General features: G+C 36.9%; 21 protein-coding genes. 14 read left to right on the top strand and 7 right to left on the bottom strand.

Features of this window, described 5'->3' with window-relative positions; translation table 11 throughout:
* Position 1: 1 nt before the first annotated feature.
* A complete protein-coding gene (locus AC27G3_RS08485) occupies positions 2-613 on the bottom strand; it encodes a PilZ domain-containing protein (protein WP_487120622.1) in 612 nt (203 codons plus the stop codon).
* 196 nt (positions 614-809) lie between these two features.
* On the opposite strand from AC27G3_RS08485, the gene AC27G3_RS08480 reads away from it, so the two are divergent.
* From AC27G3_RS08480 to lolE, 3 genes are read left to right on the top strand one after another with little or no spacing between them, the layout of a single operon-like run.
* Positions 810-2054 (top strand): lipoprotein-releasing ABC transporter permease subunit, encoded by a 1245-nt coding sequence (locus AC27G3_RS08480; RefSeq protein ID WP_487120620.1) that lies wholly within the window; start codon positions 810-812, stop codon positions 2052-2054.
* Between the two features lie 39 nt (positions 2055-2093).
* Positions 2094-2819 carry a lipoprotein-releasing ABC transporter ATP-binding protein LolD gene (gene lolD, locus AC27G3_RS08475; protein WP_487120618.1) on the top strand — a complete coding sequence of 242 codons (726 nt, stop codon included), beginning with the start codon at positions 2094-2096 and terminating at the stop codon, positions 2817-2819.
* Positions 2812-4083, top strand: coding sequence for a lipoprotein-releasing ABC transporter permease subunit LolE (lolE, locus tag AC27G3_RS08470; RefSeq protein WP_487120616.1), 1272 nt, complete (start codon positions 2812-2814; stop codon positions 4081-4083). Before lolD ends, lolE begins: the two co-directional genes overlap by 8 nt.
* A 7-nt stretch (positions 4084-4090) precedes the next feature.
* On the opposite strand, the gene AC27G3_RS08465 is transcribed toward lolE, so the two are convergent.
* Positions 4091-4606, bottom strand: a complete 516-nt coding sequence (locus AC27G3_RS08465; RefSeq protein ID WP_487120614.1) for a DUF2062 domain-containing protein — start codon at positions 4604-4606, stop codon at positions 4091-4093.
* Between the two features lie 70 nt (positions 4607-4676).
* Here AC27G3_RS08465 and AC27G3_RS08460 point away from each other — a divergent pair, with 70 nt between their 5' ends.
* From AC27G3_RS08460 to kdsB, 5 genes are all read left to right on the top strand, one after another.
* Positions 4677-7202 (top strand): ComEC/Rec2 family competence protein, encoded by a 2526-nt coding sequence (locus AC27G3_RS08460; protein WP_487120612.1) that lies wholly within the window; start codon positions 4677-4679, stop codon positions 7200-7202.
* A gap of 84 nt (positions 7203-7286) precedes the next feature.
* Positions 7287-9083 carry a lipid A export permease/ATP-binding protein MsbA gene (msbA, locus tag AC27G3_RS08455; protein WP_487120610.1) on the top strand — a complete coding sequence of 599 codons (1797 nt, stop codon included), beginning with the start codon at positions 7287-7289 and terminating at the stop codon, positions 9081-9083.
* Positions 9084-9103: 20 nt separating this feature from the next.
* Positions 9104-10111 (top strand): tetraacyldisaccharide 4'-kinase, encoded by a 1008-nt coding sequence (gene lpxK / locus AC27G3_RS08450; RefSeq protein WP_487120608.1) that lies wholly within the window; start codon positions 9104-9106, stop codon positions 10109-10111.
* Between the two features lie 72 nt (positions 10112-10183).
* Positions 10184-10375, top strand: coding sequence for a Trm112 family protein (locus AC27G3_RS08445; protein ID WP_487120606.1), 192 nt, complete (start codon positions 10184-10186; stop codon positions 10373-10375).
* Between the two features lie 19 nt (positions 10376-10394).
* Positions 10395-11171, top strand: a complete 777-nt coding sequence (kdsB, locus tag AC27G3_RS08440; RefSeq protein ID WP_487120604.1) for a 3-deoxy-manno-octulosonate cytidylyltransferase — start codon at positions 10395-10397, stop codon at positions 11169-11171.
* A gap of 13 nt (positions 11172-11184) precedes the next feature.
* Here kdsB and AC27G3_RS08435 read toward each other — a convergent pair whose 3' ends face one another.
* Positions 11185-11640 (bottom strand): YaiI/YqxD family protein, encoded by a 456-nt coding sequence (locus AC27G3_RS08435; protein WP_487120603.1) that lies wholly within the window; start codon positions 11638-11640, stop codon positions 11185-11187.
* A 143-nt stretch (positions 11641-11783) separates the two neighbouring features.
* Between AC27G3_RS08435 and AC27G3_RS08430 the strand changes: the two genes are divergently transcribed.
* The gene (locus AC27G3_RS08430; protein WP_487120601.1) at positions 11784-12680 is read left to right on the top strand and encodes a hypothetical protein; all 897 of its coding nucleotides are present in this window, start codon (positions 11784-11786) and stop codon (positions 12678-12680) included.
* Positions 12681-12854: 174 nt separating this feature from the next.
* On the opposite strand, the gene AC27G3_RS08425 is transcribed toward AC27G3_RS08430, so the two are convergent.
* Together AC27G3_RS08425 and AC27G3_RS08420 are read right to left on the bottom strand one after the other, a co-directional pair.
* Positions 12855-13286 (bottom strand): GNAT family N-acetyltransferase, encoded by a 432-nt coding sequence (locus tag AC27G3_RS08425; RefSeq protein WP_487120599.1) that lies wholly within the window; start codon positions 13284-13286, stop codon positions 12855-12857.
* Entirely contained in the window at positions 13279-13896 is a 618-nt protein-coding gene (locus AC27G3_RS08420) for a dienelactone hydrolase family protein (protein WP_487120597.1), read from the bottom strand. Before AC27G3_RS08420 ends, AC27G3_RS08425 begins: the two co-directional genes overlap by 8 nt.
* Positions 13897-14075: 179 nt before the next feature.
* Between AC27G3_RS08420 and AC27G3_RS08415 the strand changes: the two genes are divergently transcribed.
* Positions 14076-16865, top strand: a complete 2790-nt coding sequence (locus AC27G3_RS08415) for a M16 family metallopeptidase (protein WP_487120595.1) — start codon at positions 14076-14078, stop codon at positions 16863-16865.
* 74 nt (positions 16866-16939) lie between these two features.
* Here AC27G3_RS08415 and AC27G3_RS08410 read toward each other — a convergent pair whose 3' ends face one another.
* Together AC27G3_RS08410 and AC27G3_RS08405 are read right to left on the bottom strand one after the other, a co-directional pair.
* A complete protein-coding gene (locus AC27G3_RS08410) occupies positions 16940-17323 on the bottom strand; it encodes a hypothetical protein (protein WP_487120593.1) in 384 nt (127 codons plus the stop codon).
* A 128-nt stretch (positions 17324-17451) separates the two neighbouring features.
* The gene (locus AC27G3_RS08405; protein ID WP_487120591.1) at positions 17452-18060 is read right to left on the bottom strand and encodes an SMI1/KNR4 family protein; all 609 of its coding nucleotides are present in this window, start codon (positions 18058-18060) and stop codon (positions 17452-17454) included.
* 124 nt (positions 18061-18184) lie between these two features.
* Here AC27G3_RS08405 and AC27G3_RS08400 point away from each other — a divergent pair, with 124 nt between their 5' ends.
* The 4 genes from AC27G3_RS08400 (at position 18185) to AC27G3_RS08385 (ending at position 20631) form a co-directional block, all read left to right on the top strand.
* A complete protein-coding gene (locus tag AC27G3_RS08400) occupies positions 18185-18850 on the top strand; it encodes an SDR family oxidoreductase (protein WP_487120590.1) in 666 nt (221 codons plus the stop codon).
* 29 nt (positions 18851-18879) lie between these two features.
* The gene (locus AC27G3_RS08395) at positions 18880-19242 is read left to right on the top strand and encodes an MGMT family protein (protein ID WP_487120588.1); all 363 of its coding nucleotides are present in this window, start codon (positions 18880-18882) and stop codon (positions 19240-19242) included.
* A gap of 93 nt (positions 19243-19335) precedes the next feature.
* Entirely contained in the window at positions 19336-19653 is a 318-nt protein-coding gene (gene sugE / locus AC27G3_RS08390) for a quaternary ammonium compound efflux SMR transporter SugE (RefSeq protein WP_487120587.1), read from the top strand.
* A gap of 138 nt (positions 19654-19791) precedes the next feature.
* Entirely contained in the window at positions 19792-20631 is an 840-nt protein-coding gene (locus AC27G3_RS08385) for an outer membrane protein OmpK (protein WP_487120585.1), read from the top strand.
* Positions 20632-20707: the final 76 nt, after the last annotated feature.

The following is a 20707-nucleotide window of genomic DNA, read 5'->3' as shown; positions in this document are numbered from 1 at the left end:
TTTAAGTCGCTTCCTGATTACGCTCTTTGGCCAGCGCTTGAAGTTGTTTTGATTGCTCGTGCAAACTTGCTCTGACTAATACCTCACGATCGGCTTCACGGATATGCTGAAAAACGACAGTGTAATGGTGTTTATCTGATTCATTATTTAATGGAAAAACTTCAATAATTTCGCCAATACAGTAAATGGCTGTGTTATCTTGGTCTAAGAATATTTTCAACTCAATATGCTGGCCCAACTTGAAAAGCGATGGAGCAGAAAAAATTAAACCACCCCCACCAAATTGTGTTCCTTGAAAGCGATCTTTTTCTTCATCTTGTTGGCTAATTATATACCCAACAAGTAGATCTATTTTTTGTGTTTGATGATGTAAATATTCGACTAATTGATTGGCAGCGCTGTTATTAATTCCTTGCAGTGGTTTTAAAGCTGCTTGGTCAATATGCACAATATCGCTAGCAATTTTAAAAGGTAAAGGCATTTGCTGTATAAATTGATCAAAAGAAGGAAATGGTGTCTGTTTAATCGCTACAACATTAATATTAAAATTGTGCTTAATTGAAAAAAACTCGCTAAATTGGGCGAGTTTAGCTTCTTGATTCAATGTTTCCATCACACTTTCCTTTAATTATTATTCGACAGACTCTAACAGTTTAAAACGAATATCTTAATAAAACATCTTTATTTACATAATGTTCATTAACCATGATAATCATTGTGTTATGCTGTTAGCGCGCAAAATGCTTATTATTCATATGTTAGCTTTTTAAATCAATTATTAATCAACTACTTAAATTACCATAAAATTCATGTTTCAACCTGTTAGTTTTTTTATTGGCTTACGTTATAGCCGCAGCCAAAAGCCTTCTGGATTTGTCTCTTTTATTACCTTTTTTTCAATAGCGGGAATCTTGTTAGGTGTCGCAGCTCTTATTACTGTCGTTTCCGTTATGAATGGCTTTGAAGACGATTTAAAAAAACGTATTTTAGGGTTAGTTCCTCATGTGGTCGTTAGTACTCAAGCACCATCATTCCCTCAATGGCAACAACAAAGAGCTGAGTTTTTATCCCACCTCCATGTGCAACAAGTTAGTCCTTTTATAGAAACAGAAGCCTTAATACAGTCAAGCACTTCATTACAAGGAGTTTTACTTCAGGGAATTATTCCTGAGTTTGAAAGCCATAATATAGTGAATCGTAATATGGTTGCAGGTAGTTTAGAAAGTTTATCGCAAGGTAAGTACAATGTTGTTTTAGGTCGTTCTTTAGCAAGGCAATTGAATGTGGCTTATGGTGATAAAATCCGATTAGTTTTACTTAATAAAACAGTTTTTACACCTATGGGCAGGGTGCCGGTTCAACGAACTTTTACCATCAGCGGAATATTTAATGTTGGTTCACAAGTTGATGACTCTATGGTGTATGTTCATAGTAAATATGCGGCTAAATTATTAAGAGTCAAAGGTGATGGTGTAAAACAATTACGCCTTTATCTAGATGATGCTTTTAATGCTGAACAGGTGGTAGAGCAATTAATTCAATTAAATGAAAAGTTACAGGGGCAGCCGTTCGATTTTACCACCTGGATAACTAGCCAAGGCGTGTTATTTTCGTCGGTAAAAATGGAAAAGAATATGATGTGGATAATGCTGAGTTTAATTATTTCTGTGGCGACCTTTAATATTATATCTGCTTTGGTCATGGTCGTTATCGATAAGCAAGGTGAAATTGCCATATTACAAACGTTAGGCTTGTCTCAAGGTGGCGTTGTGAAAATTTTTATAGTTCAAGGCATGGTAAACGGGCTATGGGGAGTTGTTTTAGGCTCAATTTTAGGGATCACTTTAACATTAAATTTAAATGATGTTATTGCCAGTTTAGGTGTTAACCTTTTTGGCGCTGGCTATACGGCTCAACAGTTGCCAATTAAACTGGTAAGTACTGATGTTATGGTTATTTTAATATCAGCCCTGAGTATGAGCTTTCTTGCCACTTTATATCCGGCTTACCGTGCTTCTAAAACTCAACCTGTAGAAGTATTAAGTTATGAATAGTTATTTTAAAATAACGAAAAAAACAATGGAGTATGACTAATGAGTAGTGTTTTAAAGTGTCTAAATCTTAATAAGTCATATCTTCAAGGAAATGTTGAAACTCAAGTCATTAATGATCTGAATTTAACGGTTAGCAAAGGAGAGTTACTTGCAGTTGTTGGCAGTTCTGGCTGCGGAAAAAGCACCTTTTTACATTTAGCAGGTGCACTTGATAAACCGACCTCAGGTCAAGTCTTAATTAATGCCGTTGACATCCACCAACTGTCTAACAAAGAACAGGCAAATTTTAGGAATCAACATATCGGATTTATTTATCAGTTCCATCATTTAATGATGGAGTTTACGGCATTAGAAAACGTTGCTATGCCACTTTTAATTCGAGGTGAAAGTCCTGAGCGAGCAACAATTGCCGCTAAAGAAATGCTTGATAAAGTAGGACTAAGCCATCGGAGCCATCATAGGCCATCTCAACTTTCTGGAGGAGAGCGCCAACGCGTTGCTATTGCTAGAGCTGTGGTAACTAAACCTTCTTTAGTCTTAGCTGATGAGCCTACAGGTAATTTAGATGTAGAAACCGCTGAGCAAATTTTTCAATTGCTTAAATCGCTAAATGCTGCTCAAAATACTGCTTTTATTATTGTTACCCATGATTTAGCGCTTGCTTCAAAAATGGGGCGTCAATTGAAATTAGTGCAAGGAAAACTTGCTGACATGCCTTTGGATCAACCTGTAATGATGGCAGATCAGGAAACCGTTAATGTTTAAACCTTTAGGGCTCTTTTTAGGACTGCGGTATGTTCGTAGTCGCCATGGTAATGGTTTTTCTTCATTTATATCTGCCTCATCGACTATTGGTATTGCATTAGGGGTGATGGTATTAATTGTGGTTCTATCGGCAATGAATGGCTTTGAGCGAGAGCTATCACAAAAATTGTTGTCTGTGGTGCCTCATGCTGAAATTATTGCGGTCAACGAGCCAATTAAAAACTGGCCTAAAAGCATTAACAGCGTATTGAAAAATCCACGTGTGCTTGCAGCAGCGCCTGTAGTTAAAATGACAGGAATGATGCAAAAAAACGCACAACTCAAAGGATTAGGAGAAATTAGAGGGGTAGATGTTAACTTAGAGCAACAAGTTTCAAGCATTACTCAGATTATGGTGAAAGGTAAATGGCAAGATCTTGAACGTGATGACGCTTTAGGAGTGGTAATTGGTGCTGGGATTGCTAAAAAATTAAAGGTAACGATAGGAGATAGCGCCCAAATACTACTACCTCAGCCATCAATTGATAAGAAGCAATCGAGTCAAAAAACTTTTGCAGCGCCAATAAAACGCAATGTAACTATTGTTGGAATCTTTAAGTTTGGTGGCACTATCGACGATACATTAGCATATATGTCATTAAAAAATGCGAATCAAATAATGTCTTATCAAGATCATCAAACCCAAGGTTTTAGGTTGAAGGTAACCGATGTGTTTGATGCACAGGCGATTGTTAGAGAAGTGGCGTACGACTTTGATAGTTACGTGTATATTTATGATTGGACGCGAAGCCAAGGGCATGTATATAACGACATTCAGCTTGTTCGTATGATTATGTTTATTGTTTTGGTTTTAGTGATTGCAGTGGCAAGCTTTAATATTGTTTCAACACTTATTATGGCGGTTAATGATAAGAAAGGTGATATTGCGATATTGAAAACAATGGGAGCTAGATCGGCTGTTATTATGACAACCTTCGTTATTCAAGGGTTAATTAATGGTGTTCTAGGCTGTTTAATTGGTGCACTAGTTGGGATTTATACCGCTTCTAACCTTACGGCTATTATAAAAGGTATAGAATCAACTTTCAGCGTTAATTTTTTATCCGCAGATGTTTACTTTATTGATTATATTCCGTCACAAGTGAACTTATCTGACGTATATTTTACAGTGATTACTGCATTGATTATGAGCTTAGTTGCTACCGTTTATCCTGCATGGCGAGCAACAAAAGTAGAACCCGCTCAGATACTTGGACAATTATAAAGTGAATTTATTTTCGATTGTTTTGACGTTTATTCCATTGATTGATCACAGAAATTCGCCAAGCACCTTGGATCAAAAAGTAGCCCAAAATAGAAAATGCTATAGCTAAAATTCCACAGCCAGTTAAAAATGCTGGCCCTATGGTTGATAAGCTGTCAATAACCCACTGCCAACTTGCTTCAAAATTAAAGTTCTTCTCATTTGCTCCTAAAACCCAAGTGCCTACTAAATAACAAAAGTAAAATATTGCCGGCATGGTAATGGGGTTTGTGATCCAGACAAGTGCTACTGATAACGGTAAATTTGCATGGAATAAGATAGCAGCGCCTGCAGCTAGTATCATTTGAAATGGTACAGGAATAAAGGCGAAAAACAGACCTACAGCAAAAGCCTTTGATACTGAACGGCGGTTCAAATGCCATAAGTTGGCATTATGGAGCAGGTCACCAAAAATTTGTAAATGCTTATTATTTTTTATGGTGTGATGATCTGGCATCCATCGTTTAATGATTTTTTTAGGCATAACTTCTACAATTGTAATATTACGGAAAGTGCTTTTCTAACAAGTACACTCATCAAATATGAGGATCACTATGGATTGGTGGTTATTAAGCTTCTTTGTTGGGGCTATTTTGTCATTGTTCTTACCAATAGTGCCAGAGATTTTTACGCTAATATTATTTATTATTTTAGGTATAGCTTCATGTCTTTATAAAAAACTCAGAATAACGAGTGGTTTATTTTTCGGCATCGTGTGGCTGTTATATAATGGTTTTCAATACGAAAACATATGGCAGGAAAACGGAATAAATATCATTGAGTTTGCTCAACAAGCTCAAAATATTGAAGGTGAAGTTATTTCCATACCTAGCGAGAAGGATAGCAATTTTAAGTTTAATTTTAAAGTCAGTAAGTTAAACCACCAAAAAATTATTCAACCTTTTATTTTAAGGTTGAGGTGGAAAATTAATAAAAATACGCCTGACTTTAATCTTGAACAAGGTCAAATATATCAATTAACCGTTAAATTCAAACCTGCTCATGGTTTTGCTAATGAAGGAGGTTTTAACTACCAAAAGTGGTTACGAGAAAAACATATTGTCGGCACTGGGTATGTTAAACCTTCAAATGATAATGTACTAATTGATTCAAATGCCAACATTAGACACACTTTATATCAACAATATTTACAGCAATTACCCCAAAACCCGTTATCTCCGTTACTGTTAGCTTTATCTTTTGCCCAACGAAATGAAATATCACCTAAGATATGGCAAGTATTACAAGCGACAGGAACCCAACATTTAATTGCTATTTCGGGATTACATTTAGGCTTAGTGGCCACAGGGAGTTTTGTCTTATTGTTATTGCTTTTTCGCTATCTTCCTTTGAGTTATTTCTTGTCTAAGCCGCATCAGCAACGGTTAATGCAATTGAATTTAAGATATTTCGTTATTTTTTTCAGTTTAGTTATTACCTTGTTTTATGGCTACCTTGCCGATTTTAGCATTCCAACTTCGCGTGCATTAACCATGCTTATGCTCTATTGGCTAATGCGTGTAATGGGGATTAAGTTTTCGTTAGCACGCTGGTTACTTATCACGTTATTTTTATTGGTACTGTTTGAGCCTTTTAGTTTGTTTAGTGCTAGTTTTTGGTTATCTTTTTATGCGGTATCGATTATCTTTTTAACCTTGTGGCGCTTTTCTTCTGTGCTTAGTCATTCGTCGACAAGTATTCGTTTTTTAAAAGGGCTATTGATCATACAGCTCTCCTTAACGATATTTTTATTGCCATTAACCGCATTGTTTTATCAACAAATATCCCTTGTTTCATTGTTTGCTAATTTAGTTGCTGTACCAGTGATGAGTTTATTCATAATTCCTTTATGTCTACTTTCATTATTGGTTCTGCCAATGAGTAGTTATCTATCTACTACTGTGATGAACTTAGCATTAGAAGTTTTGCAAGGGCTTTGGGCTTACTTAGCTTTTCTTGCAGAACAACCTTTAGCACTAATCCCAATATCTGTAACTAATGCACAAATGATGAGTGTTATTATAGGTGTGATTGCTATTTATTGTTTCTGTTCGTCTAAGTGTTTTAACGGATTTAATAAAATTACTAAGTTGAGCTTACCTAAAATAAAAACTTATTTGGCGTTACTATCAGTAAAAAGGTTTAAAGAAAATAATAACCACACAGCCACAGCCACAGTTATGAAAGGAAGTGTATTTTTTGCTTGTTTACTCATACCTTACTGTTTTTATGTAAAAGGAAGTGATGATAGCGATTCGCACGTTAATCATAGCCTTGTTACTCCGACAGTTAACTGGCAAGTGATTGTATTTGATGTTGGACACGGATTAGCCATCATTGTGCAGCGTGATAAACATGCCATTTTATATGATACGGGGGGATCTTACCCCAGTGGTTTTAATATAGTAGACGCTGTTGTTTTACCTTATTTAAAGTATCAGGGAATTCACAAACTCGATAAAGTTATTATTAGTCATAGCGATAATGATCATGCTGGTGGTTTGTCGATATTACGAGCAGGGATCATGATTAATGAAGTATTAGTTAATGACTCTACCATTCGACATAAAGGGGATGGTTATTGTTTGGCAGGGCAAAGTTTTGACTGGCAAGGACTGCAATTTAATCAACTTTGGCCACTTGATGAGGTTAAGGGAAATGATAACGATGACTCTTGTGTTATACGTATTTCTGACGGCCAACAAAGTGTACTTTTGACAGGGGATATTTCTGATAAAATAGAAAGACGTTTAGTGTTAACTAGCCCAATCTCCAATATTGCTTCAACAGAGGCCATTACGCTCGACTCTACTATTTTGATTGCAGCACATCATGGCTCAAAAACATCATCAACCACTGACTTTATTGATGCGGTGTCACCTAGTGCTGTTATTTTTAGCGCAGGTTTTCTTAATCGCTGGAAAATGCCGAACAAAGCCGTGATACAGCGATTTATTCAAGCCAATATTCCAACGTACACAACAAGTGAAGTTGGTATGATAAAGATTGATTTTAACAACAACAGCGCTAATATCTTTAAATATCGCCATGACTTATCGCCTTATTGGTTTTCTAATTGAAAAAGGCGGCTTAATTAGTTGGTTGATTGAATAAATAACGCTAAAATAGCCAAGTTATTAATTTATAAGCCATTGAGAGACGCTATGTCCGACGCTTCACCTGAGAGTCATTTACCGACTGATTCAAAAGAATTGCCTTCAGTCCCTGTTGTACCTGTAAGAACATGGGATACTTTTAAGCGATTAATGACTTACGCTAAGCCTTATAAAGCAGGTTTTTTTGCTGCTATTATCGGTATGCTTGCTTATGCTGGTATCGATGCTTACGTTATTTCTAAACTCCAAGGCCTTATTGATGAAGGGCTAACAGGCGCAAATCCTAACTTTATGAAGTGGGCACCTCTGTTTATTATTGTTATGTTTATTCTACGTGGTACTGCACATTTTGTCGGTAATTACTGTTTGGCTTGGGTGGGTAATAATGTCGTTGCAGATTTAAGGCAAAAACTTTTTCAACACATTATGAGCATGTCAGTGTCTTTTCATGACAAAGAGTCTACAGGCAGTTTAATTGCTAAGTTAACTTATGACAGTGAGCAAGTATTACAAGCCACCAGTAAAGCACTAATCACTTTGGTGCAACAGGGCGCATTTGTGCTTGGCTTGTTAATCTTTATGTTTTACCACAGCTGGCAATTGTCATTAATCTTTTTAGTGATCACCCCAATCATTGCCGTTATTGTTGTCTTTGTTTCTAGTCGCTTTAGAAAAATTAGTAAGAATATTCAAGGTGCGATGGGGCAAGTTAACAGTGCAGCTGAGCAAGTATTTAATGCCCACAAAGTCGTGGTAACTTTTGGTGGTCAACAAGGTGAATTTGAGCGGTTTAGAAAAATAAATAAACATAATCGCCAACAACGTATGAAAATGGTTGGCACTAAAGCATTCAGTGTTCCACTTATTCAAGTTATAGCTTCATTTGCTTTAGCTGTTGTTTTATATGTTGCCAATTTGGAAAGTATGCGAGAGAGCCTAACACCAGGCAGTTTTACCACGGTATTAACCATGATGGCATTTTTACTAAGGCCCTTGAAATTATTAACAACGGTGAATGGTGAATTTCAAACGGGAATGGCGGCGGCTGTCAGTATTTTTGAAGTGCTCGATCAAAAAGTAGAAAAAGATGAGGGCACCCTAGTGCTTGAACACCCTAAAGGTGAATTGGCCTTTAAAGGGGTTACTTTTAGTTACGCCGGTAAGGAAAAATTGGCACTAGATGATGTTTCTTTTAATGTGTCACCAGGCGAAACACTAGCTTTAGTTGGGCGCTCTGGCAGTGGTAAATCTACCGCTAGTGCTTTGTTTTTAAGGTTTTATAATGCTCAAAAGGGTGAAGTACAAGTTGATGGTGTAGAAATAGGGCAATACACCCTAGAAAGTTTACGAAAGCAGTTTGCTTATGTATCGCAACAAGTCATGCTTTTTAACGATACTGTCGCCAATAATATTGCTTACGGTAAACCTGATGCAAGTCGTGATGAAATAATTGCGGCAGCAAAAAGTGCCCATGTTATGGAGTTTATTGAAAATATGCCACAAGGGTTAGACACTGTTATCGGTGAAAATGGTGCTATGCTTTCTGGTGGACAACGTCAGCGGATTGCGATAGCTCGTGCATTGCTATGTGACGCTCCATTTTTAATATTAGACGAAGCAACGAGCGCACTCGATACAGAGTCAGAGCGCCATATTCAAGAAGCACTTCAAGTCTTGCAACAAAATAGAACTTGTATAGTTATTGCACATCGATTATCAACGATTGAAAATGCTGATAAAATCGCAGTAATGGAACAAGGAAAAATTATCGAGCAGGGGGATCATCACTCTTTATTAGCCCAAAAAGGCGCGTATGCTCAATTACACAGTTTTCAATTTAGTTAAAAGCTAATGATAGAGTATTTATGCGTTTAATAGAAAAAGTTTGGTTTAAATCACATAAAGCTAAATGGATCATCGTCCCTATATTACTGCCATTAACTATTTTGTTTGCCGCAATTAGTGCATTGCGCAGGTTATGTTATAAACTTGGGCTGTTTGCTTCTTACCGCGTTGAAAAGCCTGTAGTTATTATTGGTAATATTGGTGTGGGTGGCAATGGTAAAACGCCGCTTGTTTTGTTGTTAATTGATATGTGTCAAGCAAAAGGGTTAACTCCCGGGGTTATTAGTCGTGGATATGGCGGTAAAGCAGCTGAATATCCTTATTTGCTTAATCCCTTAAGTACGACAATTGAAACGGGCGATGAACCTTATTTAATTTATCAACGAAGTAAAGTACCTGTTGCTGTTGGAGCAGACCGAATAGCCAGTGCAAAATTGTTAGTTGAACAAGGGTGCGATATTATTTTAGCCGATGACGGTTTGCAGCATTATCGACTTCAAAGAGATTTAGAAATTATTGTTGTTGATGGGAAAAGGTTATTTGGTAATGGATTATTGTTACCCGCTGGACCTTTAAGAGAAGGTGTTGGGCGATTAAAAACAGCTGACGTTGTTATCAGTAATGGTGGTCAATCTCATCAATTGACGGCTAACAGTATGTCAATGCAGCTAATCGCCACTCACCTTTGTCATATTACATCTGGCGAGAAGATATCTGTGTCTAATTTTATTGAAAAAAACAGCTTAGTTAATGCAATAGCGGGTATTGGTTCACCAGAGCGTTTTTTTAATACGTTAATCGATTTAAATTTTACGCTAGCTTCAGATAAAGGTTTTGTTGATCATCATTATTTTGAAGCTGACGACTTTGACTGTTTTGACAAGGAACTTCCGCTGATTATGACTGAAAAAGATGCGGTTAAGTGCCAAGGGTTTGCAAAAGATAATTGGTGGTATTTATCGGTAGATGCGGTAATTTCAGCAAAAGAGCGAGCACAGTTAACTGAAAAAATATCGCAGCTTATTTAAGCTAGCATCATTAACAAACAAACAAACAAACAAACAAACAAACAAACAAACAAAAAATAAAGAGAAAATATAATGGCATTTGATACTAAGTTAATCGAAATTTTGGCCTGCCCAGTATGTAAAGGCAAACTTGATTATCATAAAGAGCAACAAGAGTTGGTGTGTCACTTTGATCGTCTTGCATACCCAATAGAAAAAGATATTCCCGTACTACTAGAAAGTGAAGCACGTAGAACAACATTAAATGAAGATAAACCCGCTTAATCAGACTAAGGATAAAAATATGTCATTTGTTGTTGTTATTCCTGCTCGATTTGAGTCATCTCGTCTTCCAGGGAAAGTGCTTGCCGATATTCATGGTAAGCCGATGATTGAATGGGTTGTAGAAAAGGCAAAACTCAGTGGTGCTAAACAAGTTATTGTTGCTACTGATAACGATGAAGTGGCAAATGTTGTGCAAGGCTTTGGTGCTGAAGTTTGCAAAACCCGTGCAGATCATCAGTCGGGCACCGAACGATTAGCTGAAGTTATGCAGTTATATAATTTTAGTGATGACGAAGTGATTGTTAACGTTCAAGGTGATGAACCTTTTATTCCACCAGAAAATATTGCTCAAGTAGCTCGCAATTTAATGTCACAAGATAAAGCGGTTCAGCAGGCTAGAATGGCAACCTTATCAATAAATATTGCCACTGTTGAAGAAGCTTTAAACCCTAATGCGGTTAAAGTACTTTGTGATAAAAATGGTTATGCCTTGTATTTTAGTCGGGCAACCATCCCATATGATCGCGCACGCTTTTTAAATGAAGATAGTATTAAGAATATTGGTGACTTTTATCTTAGACATGTGGGAATTTACGCATACCGTGCGAGCTTTATTAAAGATTACGTTAATTGGTCGGCTAGTGAATTAGAGCAAATTGAAGCATTAGAGCAGTTAAGAGTTTTATGGCATGGTGAAAAAATACATGTGGATGTCGCATCAACTCATGTACCCGTTGAAGGTGTTGACACCCCAGAAGACTTAATTAAAGCACGTGCTTACGCGGCTAGTTTGTAAGCGATATCTTGCACTAATTGCTTTTAATGTATTGAGTTAAAATTGCGTCGAGGTGGTTGGCAAATGCTTGTCGATCGCTTTGGCTTAGCGCGGCAGGGCCACCTGTATTTACGCCGCTGGCGCGCATGGTATCCATAAAATCCCTAATATTAAGGCGAGATTTAATATTGCTCGCGGTGTATAGCTCGCCTCTTGGGCTAAGAGCATGAGCGTTTTTAGTGATGACTTCATCAGCTAAAGGGATATCACTTGTGATCACTAAATCACCCTCATTAACTCGTTTAACTATTTCATCATCTGCAATATCGAACCCAGCACTAACTTGCATAAAGTTAATAAATGGAGAAGGTGGCGTTTTAACATAATGATTAGCCACTAAAGTTGTTGTTATTTTTGTACGATCTGCCGCTTTAAATAATATATCTTTTATCACGACAGGACATGCGTCTGCGTCTACCCAAATTTTCATTCAACTACCTTTGGTTTTTTAATGACTCTTGTACTAAATCTCAGAATATTTCAGTGCTTTATTATACACGTGTACAAGTATTCTTATTTATTCTACACTTATTCTTATAATGTTTTTAAATTATGTCGTTTAGGTAATTTATATTGAAATACTTTTTTGCTCTTATGCTATTTATAATTTCGGCTGTTTTACCTGTGTCTGCTTTTGAAGTGACAGACAAAACACCAATTTTATGGTTAACGGGTGATTTTAAAGATTTAGACGATTTAACCATTGAGTTACCTGTTTCAATTGCAACAGATACGAATAACCTTGTATTAAACTCAATGAAAAACTATCAATTCACTTTTCAAGTGGTGCCAATGCCTCGTATTGATATTTTATTAAAGTCCACAGAAAGTATGTGTGTAGGAAATCGTATAAAAACGGCTGAGCGTTTGGAAACAAGTGTTTTTAGTTTACCGTTAAATATATATCCAGGCATTAGGTTATATTTTCTTAAAAGTAGAGATGATATACCTAAAAGTCTATTAAACAAACAATCAGAATTACTTTCATTAACATCGCTTTTTCAAGAATTTCCTGAGCGGATATTAGGTAAAACTAAAGGTCGTTCATTTGACAGTTTTTTAGACAGTGAAATTGACGAACTTTCCCCTCGTAATTTGTTATTACTTTCTGGCAGTGGTAACGCTTATGCAATCAACTATATGCTATTTAAAAAAAGGGTTGATTATGTCATAGAATTTCCGATAGAAATTAATGGCGCTATTAACAGTTATAGTCAGAAAGTAGATATCCATTCATTACCAATTGCTAATAGTCCTAAATTGATTGCTGGACGTATTGCCTGTACAGATACGGAAGTAGGAAGGAAATTTATAGCAGAAGTTAATAAAGTACTAATAAATTTATATCAAACACCTGAGTTTTATCAGGCTCATGCTCGTTATATAAATGAGAATGATTTACCTGACTTTAAACGTTCCTTTACCCAGTACTTCACTTCAATTGTTAATCAATATCATGAGCGTAAATGAGTCAGCGTCACTTTTTTTACTGCTAGTGAATGATTGATAAATGCTTCTTGTATATCGAGAGCCAGCCAGTTATCTGTATAGATTACATTCAATTAGTTAACTTCAATTAGTTACTTCAATTGTACACTCTTAGCGATAATGACATTTCAATCTTTATCCGAGTATGTGTTTATATTAACTCAAGGTTTTAGTCATAAAATACTTACAACCGGTTAACGGATAGTTTTCCTGTGTCCATTCAATTTTATAGCCATGCTTTTGGTAAAATGGCATCGCTTGAAAATTTAAAGTATCAAGTAAGCAATAATGGCAACCTCGCGCTTTGGCGGCAGTTTCTATTTGGGTTAATAGTTGACTGCCATAATCTTGTCTCCTTAATGCTTCACTGACCCATAAGATGTTCAGCTGAAGCCAATATCCAAAAGTAACACCTGTTGCACCTGCAATTATTTCATCATTATCATTTTTAACCGTTACAGCAATAGGTTCTCGTTTATTTAACTCCCTCTGAGAGTGATTAAATTCAACTATTTGATTGCCAAGAAAATCAATAACCGATTGTTGAGGTGATTCAATTAATTCTATTTTTAGTGATGGTTCAGACAAAGTGTTGTTGCTCCTGTGCGATTAACGTTGTTACATCGTTTAAACCTACTATGTCCACAAGTTGCTGACAAAAATAAGTGGCGGCTGTTGGTGAATAATTTTTCGATAATGGGTTAATAAAACCATGATAGTAATGTGTTTGGTAACAACGTACATTTTTTTTCTTATTTAAGGTGTCTATACACGCCGATAAATCAAAATGAGGTTCTGATATTGGAAATATTAACGACACTTTATGATCAGGGGTAATATCAAGCTGGTTTCTAATTTGGCTAGGATAAAAACCGATAAAATGTTTGAGTTGCTGCGAATTATCATTAAGGTGAGTGCAACTATATGTAGCAGAAGCGCCAGCACTAAAGCCAATAATTAAAATATCCCCCGTCATTGTTTTAAGAGCATTATCAACCTTTAATGCATATTGCTCTAGGCCTCCAGCAGTTAAGTATTGTTGGTAAGCTTGTGCTTCATTTTCAAATTGTTGAACAGCGCCATCGAAGGGATCAACTACCACTATTGGCTGATTAAATTGCTTGGTGTAACGCACAGCCAATTCATTGATATGTGGAGTTACTCCAAAAATATCTGTGGCTATGAGAATGCTATTCATATGCTTTACAGTCCTGAGTACTTATGTTTTAAGTGATTGGAAGCTATTATCTTTTATAAGTAGGTGTTAACGCAATATTAATATAACTTGTATCAATTTATTTCCTTTGTATTTATTTTAACTGAATTCATATATAGTTTTGTCATCAAAATTTATGTTGATTGAAAATAAGGGACAAAATGAACAAAAATAATTATACAGCTATTGCTGCAGCCATCGCACTTTCTTTAATGGGCGTGTCTTGTAAATCAACCTCTGATGTTAATCAGCCGATAACCTCAACGAATACAGCGACAACTCAAGCGGTTTCAACAGATCGTGTTAATTTACAATATGATCAATTCACCCTCGATAATGGTTTACGCGTGATTGTTCATGAAGATCGCAAAGCACCTATTGTCTCCATCGGTGTTTGGTATCATGTTGGTTCTAAAAATGAGCCTGCAGGACGTACTGGTTTTGCCCATTTATTTGAGCATTTAATGTTTAATGGTTCTGAAAATGCGAATTATGATTACTTTCAACCACTTCAAGAAATAGGCGCAACGGGGTTAAACGGAACCACATGGTTTGATCGTACCAATTATTATGAAACAGTGCCTACTTCTGCGCTCGATGTTGCACTTTGGATGGAGTCTGACCGAATGGGGCACCTTAAGGGCGCTATTTCTCAAGACAAATTAGATGAGCAACGTAAAGTTGTTCAAAATGAAAAGCGTCAAGGCGACTCTGCTCCTTACGGTATGTCAGAATATCGAGTGTTAGAAGGACTTTTCCCAGCAGGACACCCGTATAGACACTCTACTATTGGTTCAATGGCTGATCTTGATGCAGCTTCTCTTGATGATGTAAAAGAGTGGTTTGCCAAATATTATGGTGCAGCTAATACTGTTATTGTACTTGCCGGTGATATTGATGTTGAAACGGCAAAAACTAAAATGCAGTCTTATTTTGGTGATATTGCGGCAGGTGATCCTCTTCATCATATTAAATCTATGATCCCAGAGCGCTCAATTAATACGGAAGAAGAGATGTTTGATAATGTTTCTCAAACTCGTATTACTTGGAATTGGGCTGTACCGGGACGTACCACACAACAAGCGACAGAGTTATCGATTGCAGCTGAAATTTTAGGTGGGGGTAAAAACTCGCGCTTATATAAAGCATTAATTCATGAAAATCAATTAGCTACGCAAGTTAATGCTTCGCTTGAAATGCATGAGCTTACCAGTATTTTTTCAATTTCAGTAACCCTCAATACTGGCGGTAATGTAGATCAAATGGAAAATTTGGTGAACGGTCTTTTAAATGATTATTTAAACGAAGGTCCGACGAATGAAGAACTTTCTCGTTTGAAAACTGTTGTTAATGGGAGTGTTATTCGCTCTTTAGAGTCGGTAAGTGGTAAAGCAAGTACCTTAGCTCAGGGAGCTTTATATGCAAACGATCCAAACTTTGTTAATACTCGTTTAGCGTGGATTGCTAATGCAAGCAAAGAAGATATCCAAGCAACGTCACAACAATGGTTATCTGATGGGCATTATAAACTGACGGTAAAACCTTTTGGTAAACATAAAGTGGCAAAAGAAGGTGTCGATCGTAGTCAATTACCTAAAGCCGGCGCAGCTAAAAATTTGTCATTACCTGATGTTCAAACGGCAACGTTATCAAATGGCATTCAAGTATTTTTATCTGAACGTCATAGCGTACCTGTTATTGAAATGAGTATGGTCTTTGATGGCGGTAATGCTGCAAATGTTAAAGATAAACAAGGTTTAGCATCATTTACCATGGGTATGATGAATGAAGGCACTAAAAGTTTATCTTCATTAGAGCTAGCAGATATGCAAGAACGTTTAGGTGCTAATATTGGCGCGAGCTCTTCATTAGATACATTTAATGTTAGCGCATCAGTACTAAAAGCTAATTTAGCAGAATCAACCGATTTATGGGCAGATGTTGTAATGAATCCCGCTTTTAATCAAGCTGACATGGAGCGAGATAAAGCATTAACTGTTGAAAGTATCAAACGCAGTCATAATAATCCGCAAGCGGTTGCATTTAATATTTTAAAGCCTGCTTTATATGGTCAGGAGCATGCTTATGGTTTTCCTAATTCAGGAACCCAAGCATCGGTGATGGCGATTACAACAGACGATTTAGAGAGTTTTCATCAAGCGTGGATCCGACCTGATAATGCTAAAATATTTGTCGCAGGGGATACTGACTTAACTCAAATTACCGCTCAGCTAGAGAAGTCTTTTGGGTCATGGGAAAAGCCTACTACAGCTAAAGGAACTAAGTCATTTAAAGATGTTCCTTTGGGTACTAAAACCAAGGTTATTTTAGTTGATAGAGCGAAGTCACCACAAAGTATGATAATTGCAGGGCATTTAATGCCATCTTCTGGCTCCGAAAATTATCTTGAAGTTGAAACCATGAATGGCATTTTAGGTGGTACTTTTACAGCACGTATGAATATGAATTTACGTGAAGATAAAGGTTGGGCTTACGGTGCGTATACCGGCATTATGAATGCGCGTGGTCAACGTGTTTGGTATAACTATGCACCAGTTCAAACCGATAAAACGGCTGCAGCAATGAAAGAGGTGATTGGCGAAATTAACCACTACAGAAGTGATAAACCTGCAACGCAAGCTGAGTTAGACTTATTTGTGAAGAGTAAAACACTAACACTACCAGGGCGCTTTGAAAAAGCGAATGCAGTTTTAGGGCACATGATGACCAATGATAATCTAGGTCGTGCTCAAAAGTCTGCTGAAACATTAAAAGGTAAGTATGACAATATGACACCTAAAATGATGGCTGACTTAGCTAAATCTGCCTTTAATCCTGATGCCATGATATGGGTCGTTATTGGTGATTTAAGTAAAATTGAAGCGAATGTGCGAGCACTTAATTTAGGCGATGTTGAAATTTGGGATGAAACAGGTCACAAACTACGATAGTCAATACTTCGTTATTTAAGATAAATAAAAACACCCATGGCTGTTAAGGTCATGGGTGTTTTTTTATATAGCGTTTACTCCTTAACTATCTCTTTTATTGTTCCTTCATTTTCCTTTATTTTGTCAAGTTTTAACCCGAGTCGATAACTATCGAATATGCTATAAAGCCAAATAAAGATTAACGCATAGAAAGCCATATTAATTTGTTGAACTTCACCTGAGAATGTTTGGCTATGAAGTGCGGTTGAAATAGCCTGTATCTCTAAAGGAATCTCCCCACTTTGAATTTTATTGGCTATAATTTCTGCTTGTTCCATGAGTTTGCTAAAAACAAAATAAAGGCTACCTAGTGCTAATGTGGCAATTACAGCAAAATGACGGTAATGCTTTAAACTATAGTGGCCAGCGCCAGGAAATACTAATGCAGATAGCAACAATGCTTTAGTAGAACTTTTCATGTGTACCTCGCGTAATTAATTGAGATAACGAATTAGAGTCTGATAAAGTTGAATTAATTTATTGTCAGTAATTCACTTTTTATACTGGATAAAGCACAGACCCTGATAGTATTAAAATCAAATAAGAATTAATCTAGATAATTTTCAAAAACACTCGCCCATTCGTCAAAATGGCCGGCAGCATGAGTTTTTAATAAAGGAAATAACCAATTTGCTGCAGGGGGAGCTAAATTAAAATCTTCATCAAGTGCTTCATCAACGCCAGGAAAGTTCATCGCATGTTCAATAGCCTTGGCTGATAATAAAAACTGACCGATTGAGTCGGCAACAGGAGCAAAATCCCAGCCGTCAGTTGTTTGCATTGCACTATAAACAGGTGATAAGGCATTATCGTTATTCAAGTCTACAATAATTGGCTCTCTACCCTCTGTGGCAATTAAAAACCAATTATCTTGCCAACCACCTATCGGTTGTTGACTCGATTCGTCAAAATTATAGCCGTTCATTTGCCACGAAAGCTGCTCTACACCTAATAACTCGATAGGGTGCCCCACGCCAATAATATTGATGTTGCTATCTGGGCACGCTGACTCAATATACAAAGTGAGTTCTTGGGGGAAAGTGATATTTTTTTGTTGCTCGAGTTTTTCTCGGATTATCTCGTTTTTTCCAGAAGATGTCGTTAATGGGAAAAGGCTAAAGTTGTTGATCAGTTCTACAGACTGAATACAATTCATAATGTGCTCGATTATTAAAATGTTGATGATTAATATTTTGGCTTACTAGTTTATATGGTTACACTAGTAAGCTTAAGAAAACTTTCATTAATGTATAAGTATAAACCCAAAAAAGGAATGATGTATGAGTAAAACAGTTGTTATTACAGGTGCAAACCGCGGCATTGGATTAGCTATGGTCCAACATTTTAAAGCGCAGGGGGATACAGTTTATGCGTTATGTCGTCAATCATCTGAAGCACTTAATAAGCTCTCAGTAAAAGTTATTGAACAGGTTGATGTAACTTCTGATAAAGGCATTAAGCATATGGTTAGTGCACTGTCTGGGATTCCAGTTGACGTTTTAGTGTGTAATGCCGGTATTTTACGTGATGAAAATTTATCTCAATTAAATTGCGAGACTATCAGAGAACAGTTCGAAGTTAATGCATTAGCGCCTTTGAGAGTGGTACACGCATTGCAAAACCATTTAGTTAACTCAGCTAAAGTGGCAATGATAACTTCTAGAATGGGATCTATTAGTGATAATGGCTCTGGTGGTCGTTATGGCTACAGAATGTCAAAAGCGGCGCTGAATGCTGCAGCAATGTCGTTAAGTAAAGATTTATTAGGGAAAAAAATTAGCGTGGGTATTTATCATCCAGGTTATGTACAAACTGATATGGTTAATCACAGCGGCGATATTAGTGCAGACGATGCAGCAGGTCGTCTAGTTGGCTTAATTAACACCTTAACTTTAGAAGACTCAGGTGTATTTAGACACTCAAATGGTCAAGTTCTGCCGTGGTAGTTAAACACGACGATAATAGTGGTAAAACGGTGAAGACTGTAATAAACCCTTTGCATAGACAAATTTGGCAAACGGTGCAGTTAATTCCTGCAGGAAAAGTAGCCTGCTATGGGCAAATTGCAGATTTAGCCGGTTTGCCTGGTAGAGCTAGAATGGTCGGTAAAGCCTTAGGTAGTGTACCTAAGGCAGGATGGCAAGGTAAGTTAGTGCCTTGGTATCGAGTGATTAACGCTCAAGGTAAAATTTCTTTTCCTGTTGGCAGCGAATATTTTTGTAAACAACGTGATTTATTGCAAGAGGAAGAAGTCGTTATTCTGGGGGCTAGAATTAAGTTAAAAGAATTTCAATGGCAACCTGATATTACCGAATTGTTGTTTAAGTTGGCTTATTAATTATTCAGCCGTATAACTATATAAATATTGACGTGTGGACGACCACACCGTTCTAAACTTTAACGGGGACGACCTCGAAAACATAGGTTAACAATGAACTGGATTATTTTATTACTTGCAGGCTTACTCGAAATTAGTTGGGCGATAGGCTTGAAATACACCGATGGTTTTACCAAGTTATGGCCAACGGTATTTACACTGACATCACTCGTTTTAAGTTTTATTTTACTTGGCATTGCCCTTAAATCTTTACCTGTAGGAACTGCTTATGGGATCTGGGTAGGTATTGGAGCGGTCGGTACGGCAATACTGGGGATCTTTTTATTTGGTGAGTCGACGTCAATCCTTAAAATGGCGAGTATTGGCTTGATCTGTTTAGGTATTCTTGGTCTTAAACTAGCACATTCTTAAGATTACTTGCTTGTAATTCTCAAGCCTTTCAATGATGACAAGCTCAATGTTTCATTATGTATTTTAATTTGTGCTATCTTTTAATCAATAGAGTGAATCTAAGAAATAAGCATGAATAACAATAAATAAGGGTAAAGAATGAAGCGTAATAAAGTACTCCAAACAATTGCCATCACCGTTGTAACTTATTCAGCATTATTTACTTTGAACGCACAGGCTGAAATTTGGGGAAACACTGAAGTACAACTTCAAGCATTTGGCGAGTTAGAACAAGTAGGCACTGGCGGAACAGCAGAAACAACCATACTAACGTTTCAATATGCGGGAGGCTGGGGATACGGTGATAACTTTTTCTTTGTTGATTACAGTCGATACAATGTCAATAACAATGCTAATTTTCCTGTTTCAGACAGTAGTGAGTTTTATGGTGAGTGGTATTCTACTTTTAGCTTAGGTGCGATCACATCAAGCGATTTATCTTTTGCTATGGTTAAAGATATTGGGGTGGTGGCAGGCTTTAACTTTGCTCCTAATGTTGACAGCAGTTGGTTATTGCCAGGAGTGAGACTGTCATTAGACTTACCTGGTTTTGCTTTTGCTCAACTTGATGTTACGGCTTATATACATCAAGGTGGGGGTAGCGAAACGTCTCCTGTTTTCACCGTCGTTGATGAAACTACTAGTTATATGGTTGACTTTTCTTGGGCGTATCCGTTTAAAATAGGTTCAACCAGTTGGAGTATTGAAGGGCATTTAGAATATATTGATGGCCGTGAGCAAACTAATAATTTTGGCACCACATCTCTTGAATCCTGGATTTTATTCCAACCACAGTTACGATTTGACATTGGCGAGGCGATGAATATAAATGCTGAACAACTGTTTGTCGGCATAGAGTATCAATATTGGAAAAACAAGTTAGGTGAAAAAGGCACAACAGATAATACAGTTCAGCTTCTTGCTGTATGGCGATTTTAATTAAAGGATTTTTTTAATACTTCTCCTAATCGAATATATATTCACGTTAGGTATAAGGTATTAAGCCTTCTATGCG

This window comes from Colwellia sp. SU-HH01217, from assembly GCF_057543495.1.
This window is presented reverse-complemented; position numbering and strand designations above follow the sequence as displayed.

Coding starts and splice junctions, on each gene's coding strand:
- AC27G3_RS08485 (WP_487120622.1), bottom strand. CDS start 613: ATGGAAACATTGAATCAAGAAGCTAAACTCGCCCAATTTAGCGAGTTT.
- AC27G3_RS08480 (WP_487120620.1), top strand. CDS start 810: ATGTTTCAACCTGTTAGTTTTTTTATTGGCTTACGTTATAGCCGCAGC.
- lolD (WP_487120618.1), top strand. CDS start 2,094: ATGAGTAGTGTTTTAAAGTGTCTAAATCTTAATAAGTCATATCTTCAA.
- lolE (WP_487120616.1), top strand. CDS start 2,812: ATGTTTAAACCTTTAGGGCTCTTTTTAGGACTGCGGTATGTTCGTAGT.
- AC27G3_RS08465 (WP_487120614.1), bottom strand. CDS start 4,606: ATGCCTAAAAAAATCATTAAACGATGGATGCCAGATCATCACACCATA.
- AC27G3_RS08460 (WP_487120612.1), top strand. CDS start 4,677: ATGGATTGGTGGTTATTAAGCTTCTTTGTTGGGGCTATTTTGTCATTG.
- msbA (WP_487120610.1), top strand. CDS start 7,287: ATGTCCGACGCTTCACCTGAGAGTCATTTACCGACTGATTCAAAAGAA.
- lpxK (WP_487120608.1), top strand. CDS start 9,104: ATGCGTTTAATAGAAAAAGTTTGGTTTAAATCACATAAAGCTAAATGG.
- AC27G3_RS08445 (WP_487120606.1), top strand. CDS start 10,184: ATGGCATTTGATACTAAGTTAATCGAAATTTTGGCCTGCCCAGTATGT.
- kdsB (WP_487120604.1), top strand. CDS start 10,395: ATGTCATTTGTTGTTGTTATTCCTGCTCGATTTGAGTCATCTCGTCTT.
- AC27G3_RS08435 (WP_487120603.1), bottom strand. CDS start 11,640: ATGAAAATTTGGGTAGACGCAGACGCATGTCCTGTCGTGATAAAAGAT.
- AC27G3_RS08420 (WP_487120597.1), bottom strand. CDS start 13,896: ATGAATAGCATTCTCATAGCCACAGATATTTTTGGAGTAACTCCACAT.
- AC27G3_RS08415 (WP_487120595.1), top strand. CDS start 14,076: ATGAACAAAAATAATTATACAGCTATTGCTGCAGCCATCGCACTTTCT.
- AC27G3_RS08410 (WP_487120593.1), bottom strand. CDS start 17,323: ATGAAAAGTTCTACTAAAGCATTGTTGCTATCTGCATTAGTATTTCCT.
- AC27G3_RS08405 (WP_487120591.1), bottom strand. CDS start 18,060: ATGAATTGTATTCAGTCTGTAGAACTGATCAACAACTTTAGCCTTTTC.
- AC27G3_RS08400 (WP_487120590.1), top strand. CDS start 18,185: ATGAGTAAAACAGTTGTTATTACAGGTGCAAACCGCGGCATTGGATTA.
- sugE (WP_487120587.1), top strand. CDS start 19,336: ATGAACTGGATTATTTTATTACTTGCAGGCTTACTCGAAATTAGTTGG.
- AC27G3_RS08385 (WP_487120585.1), top strand. CDS start 19,792: ATGAAGCGTAATAAAGTACTCCAAACAATTGCCATCACCGTTGTAACT.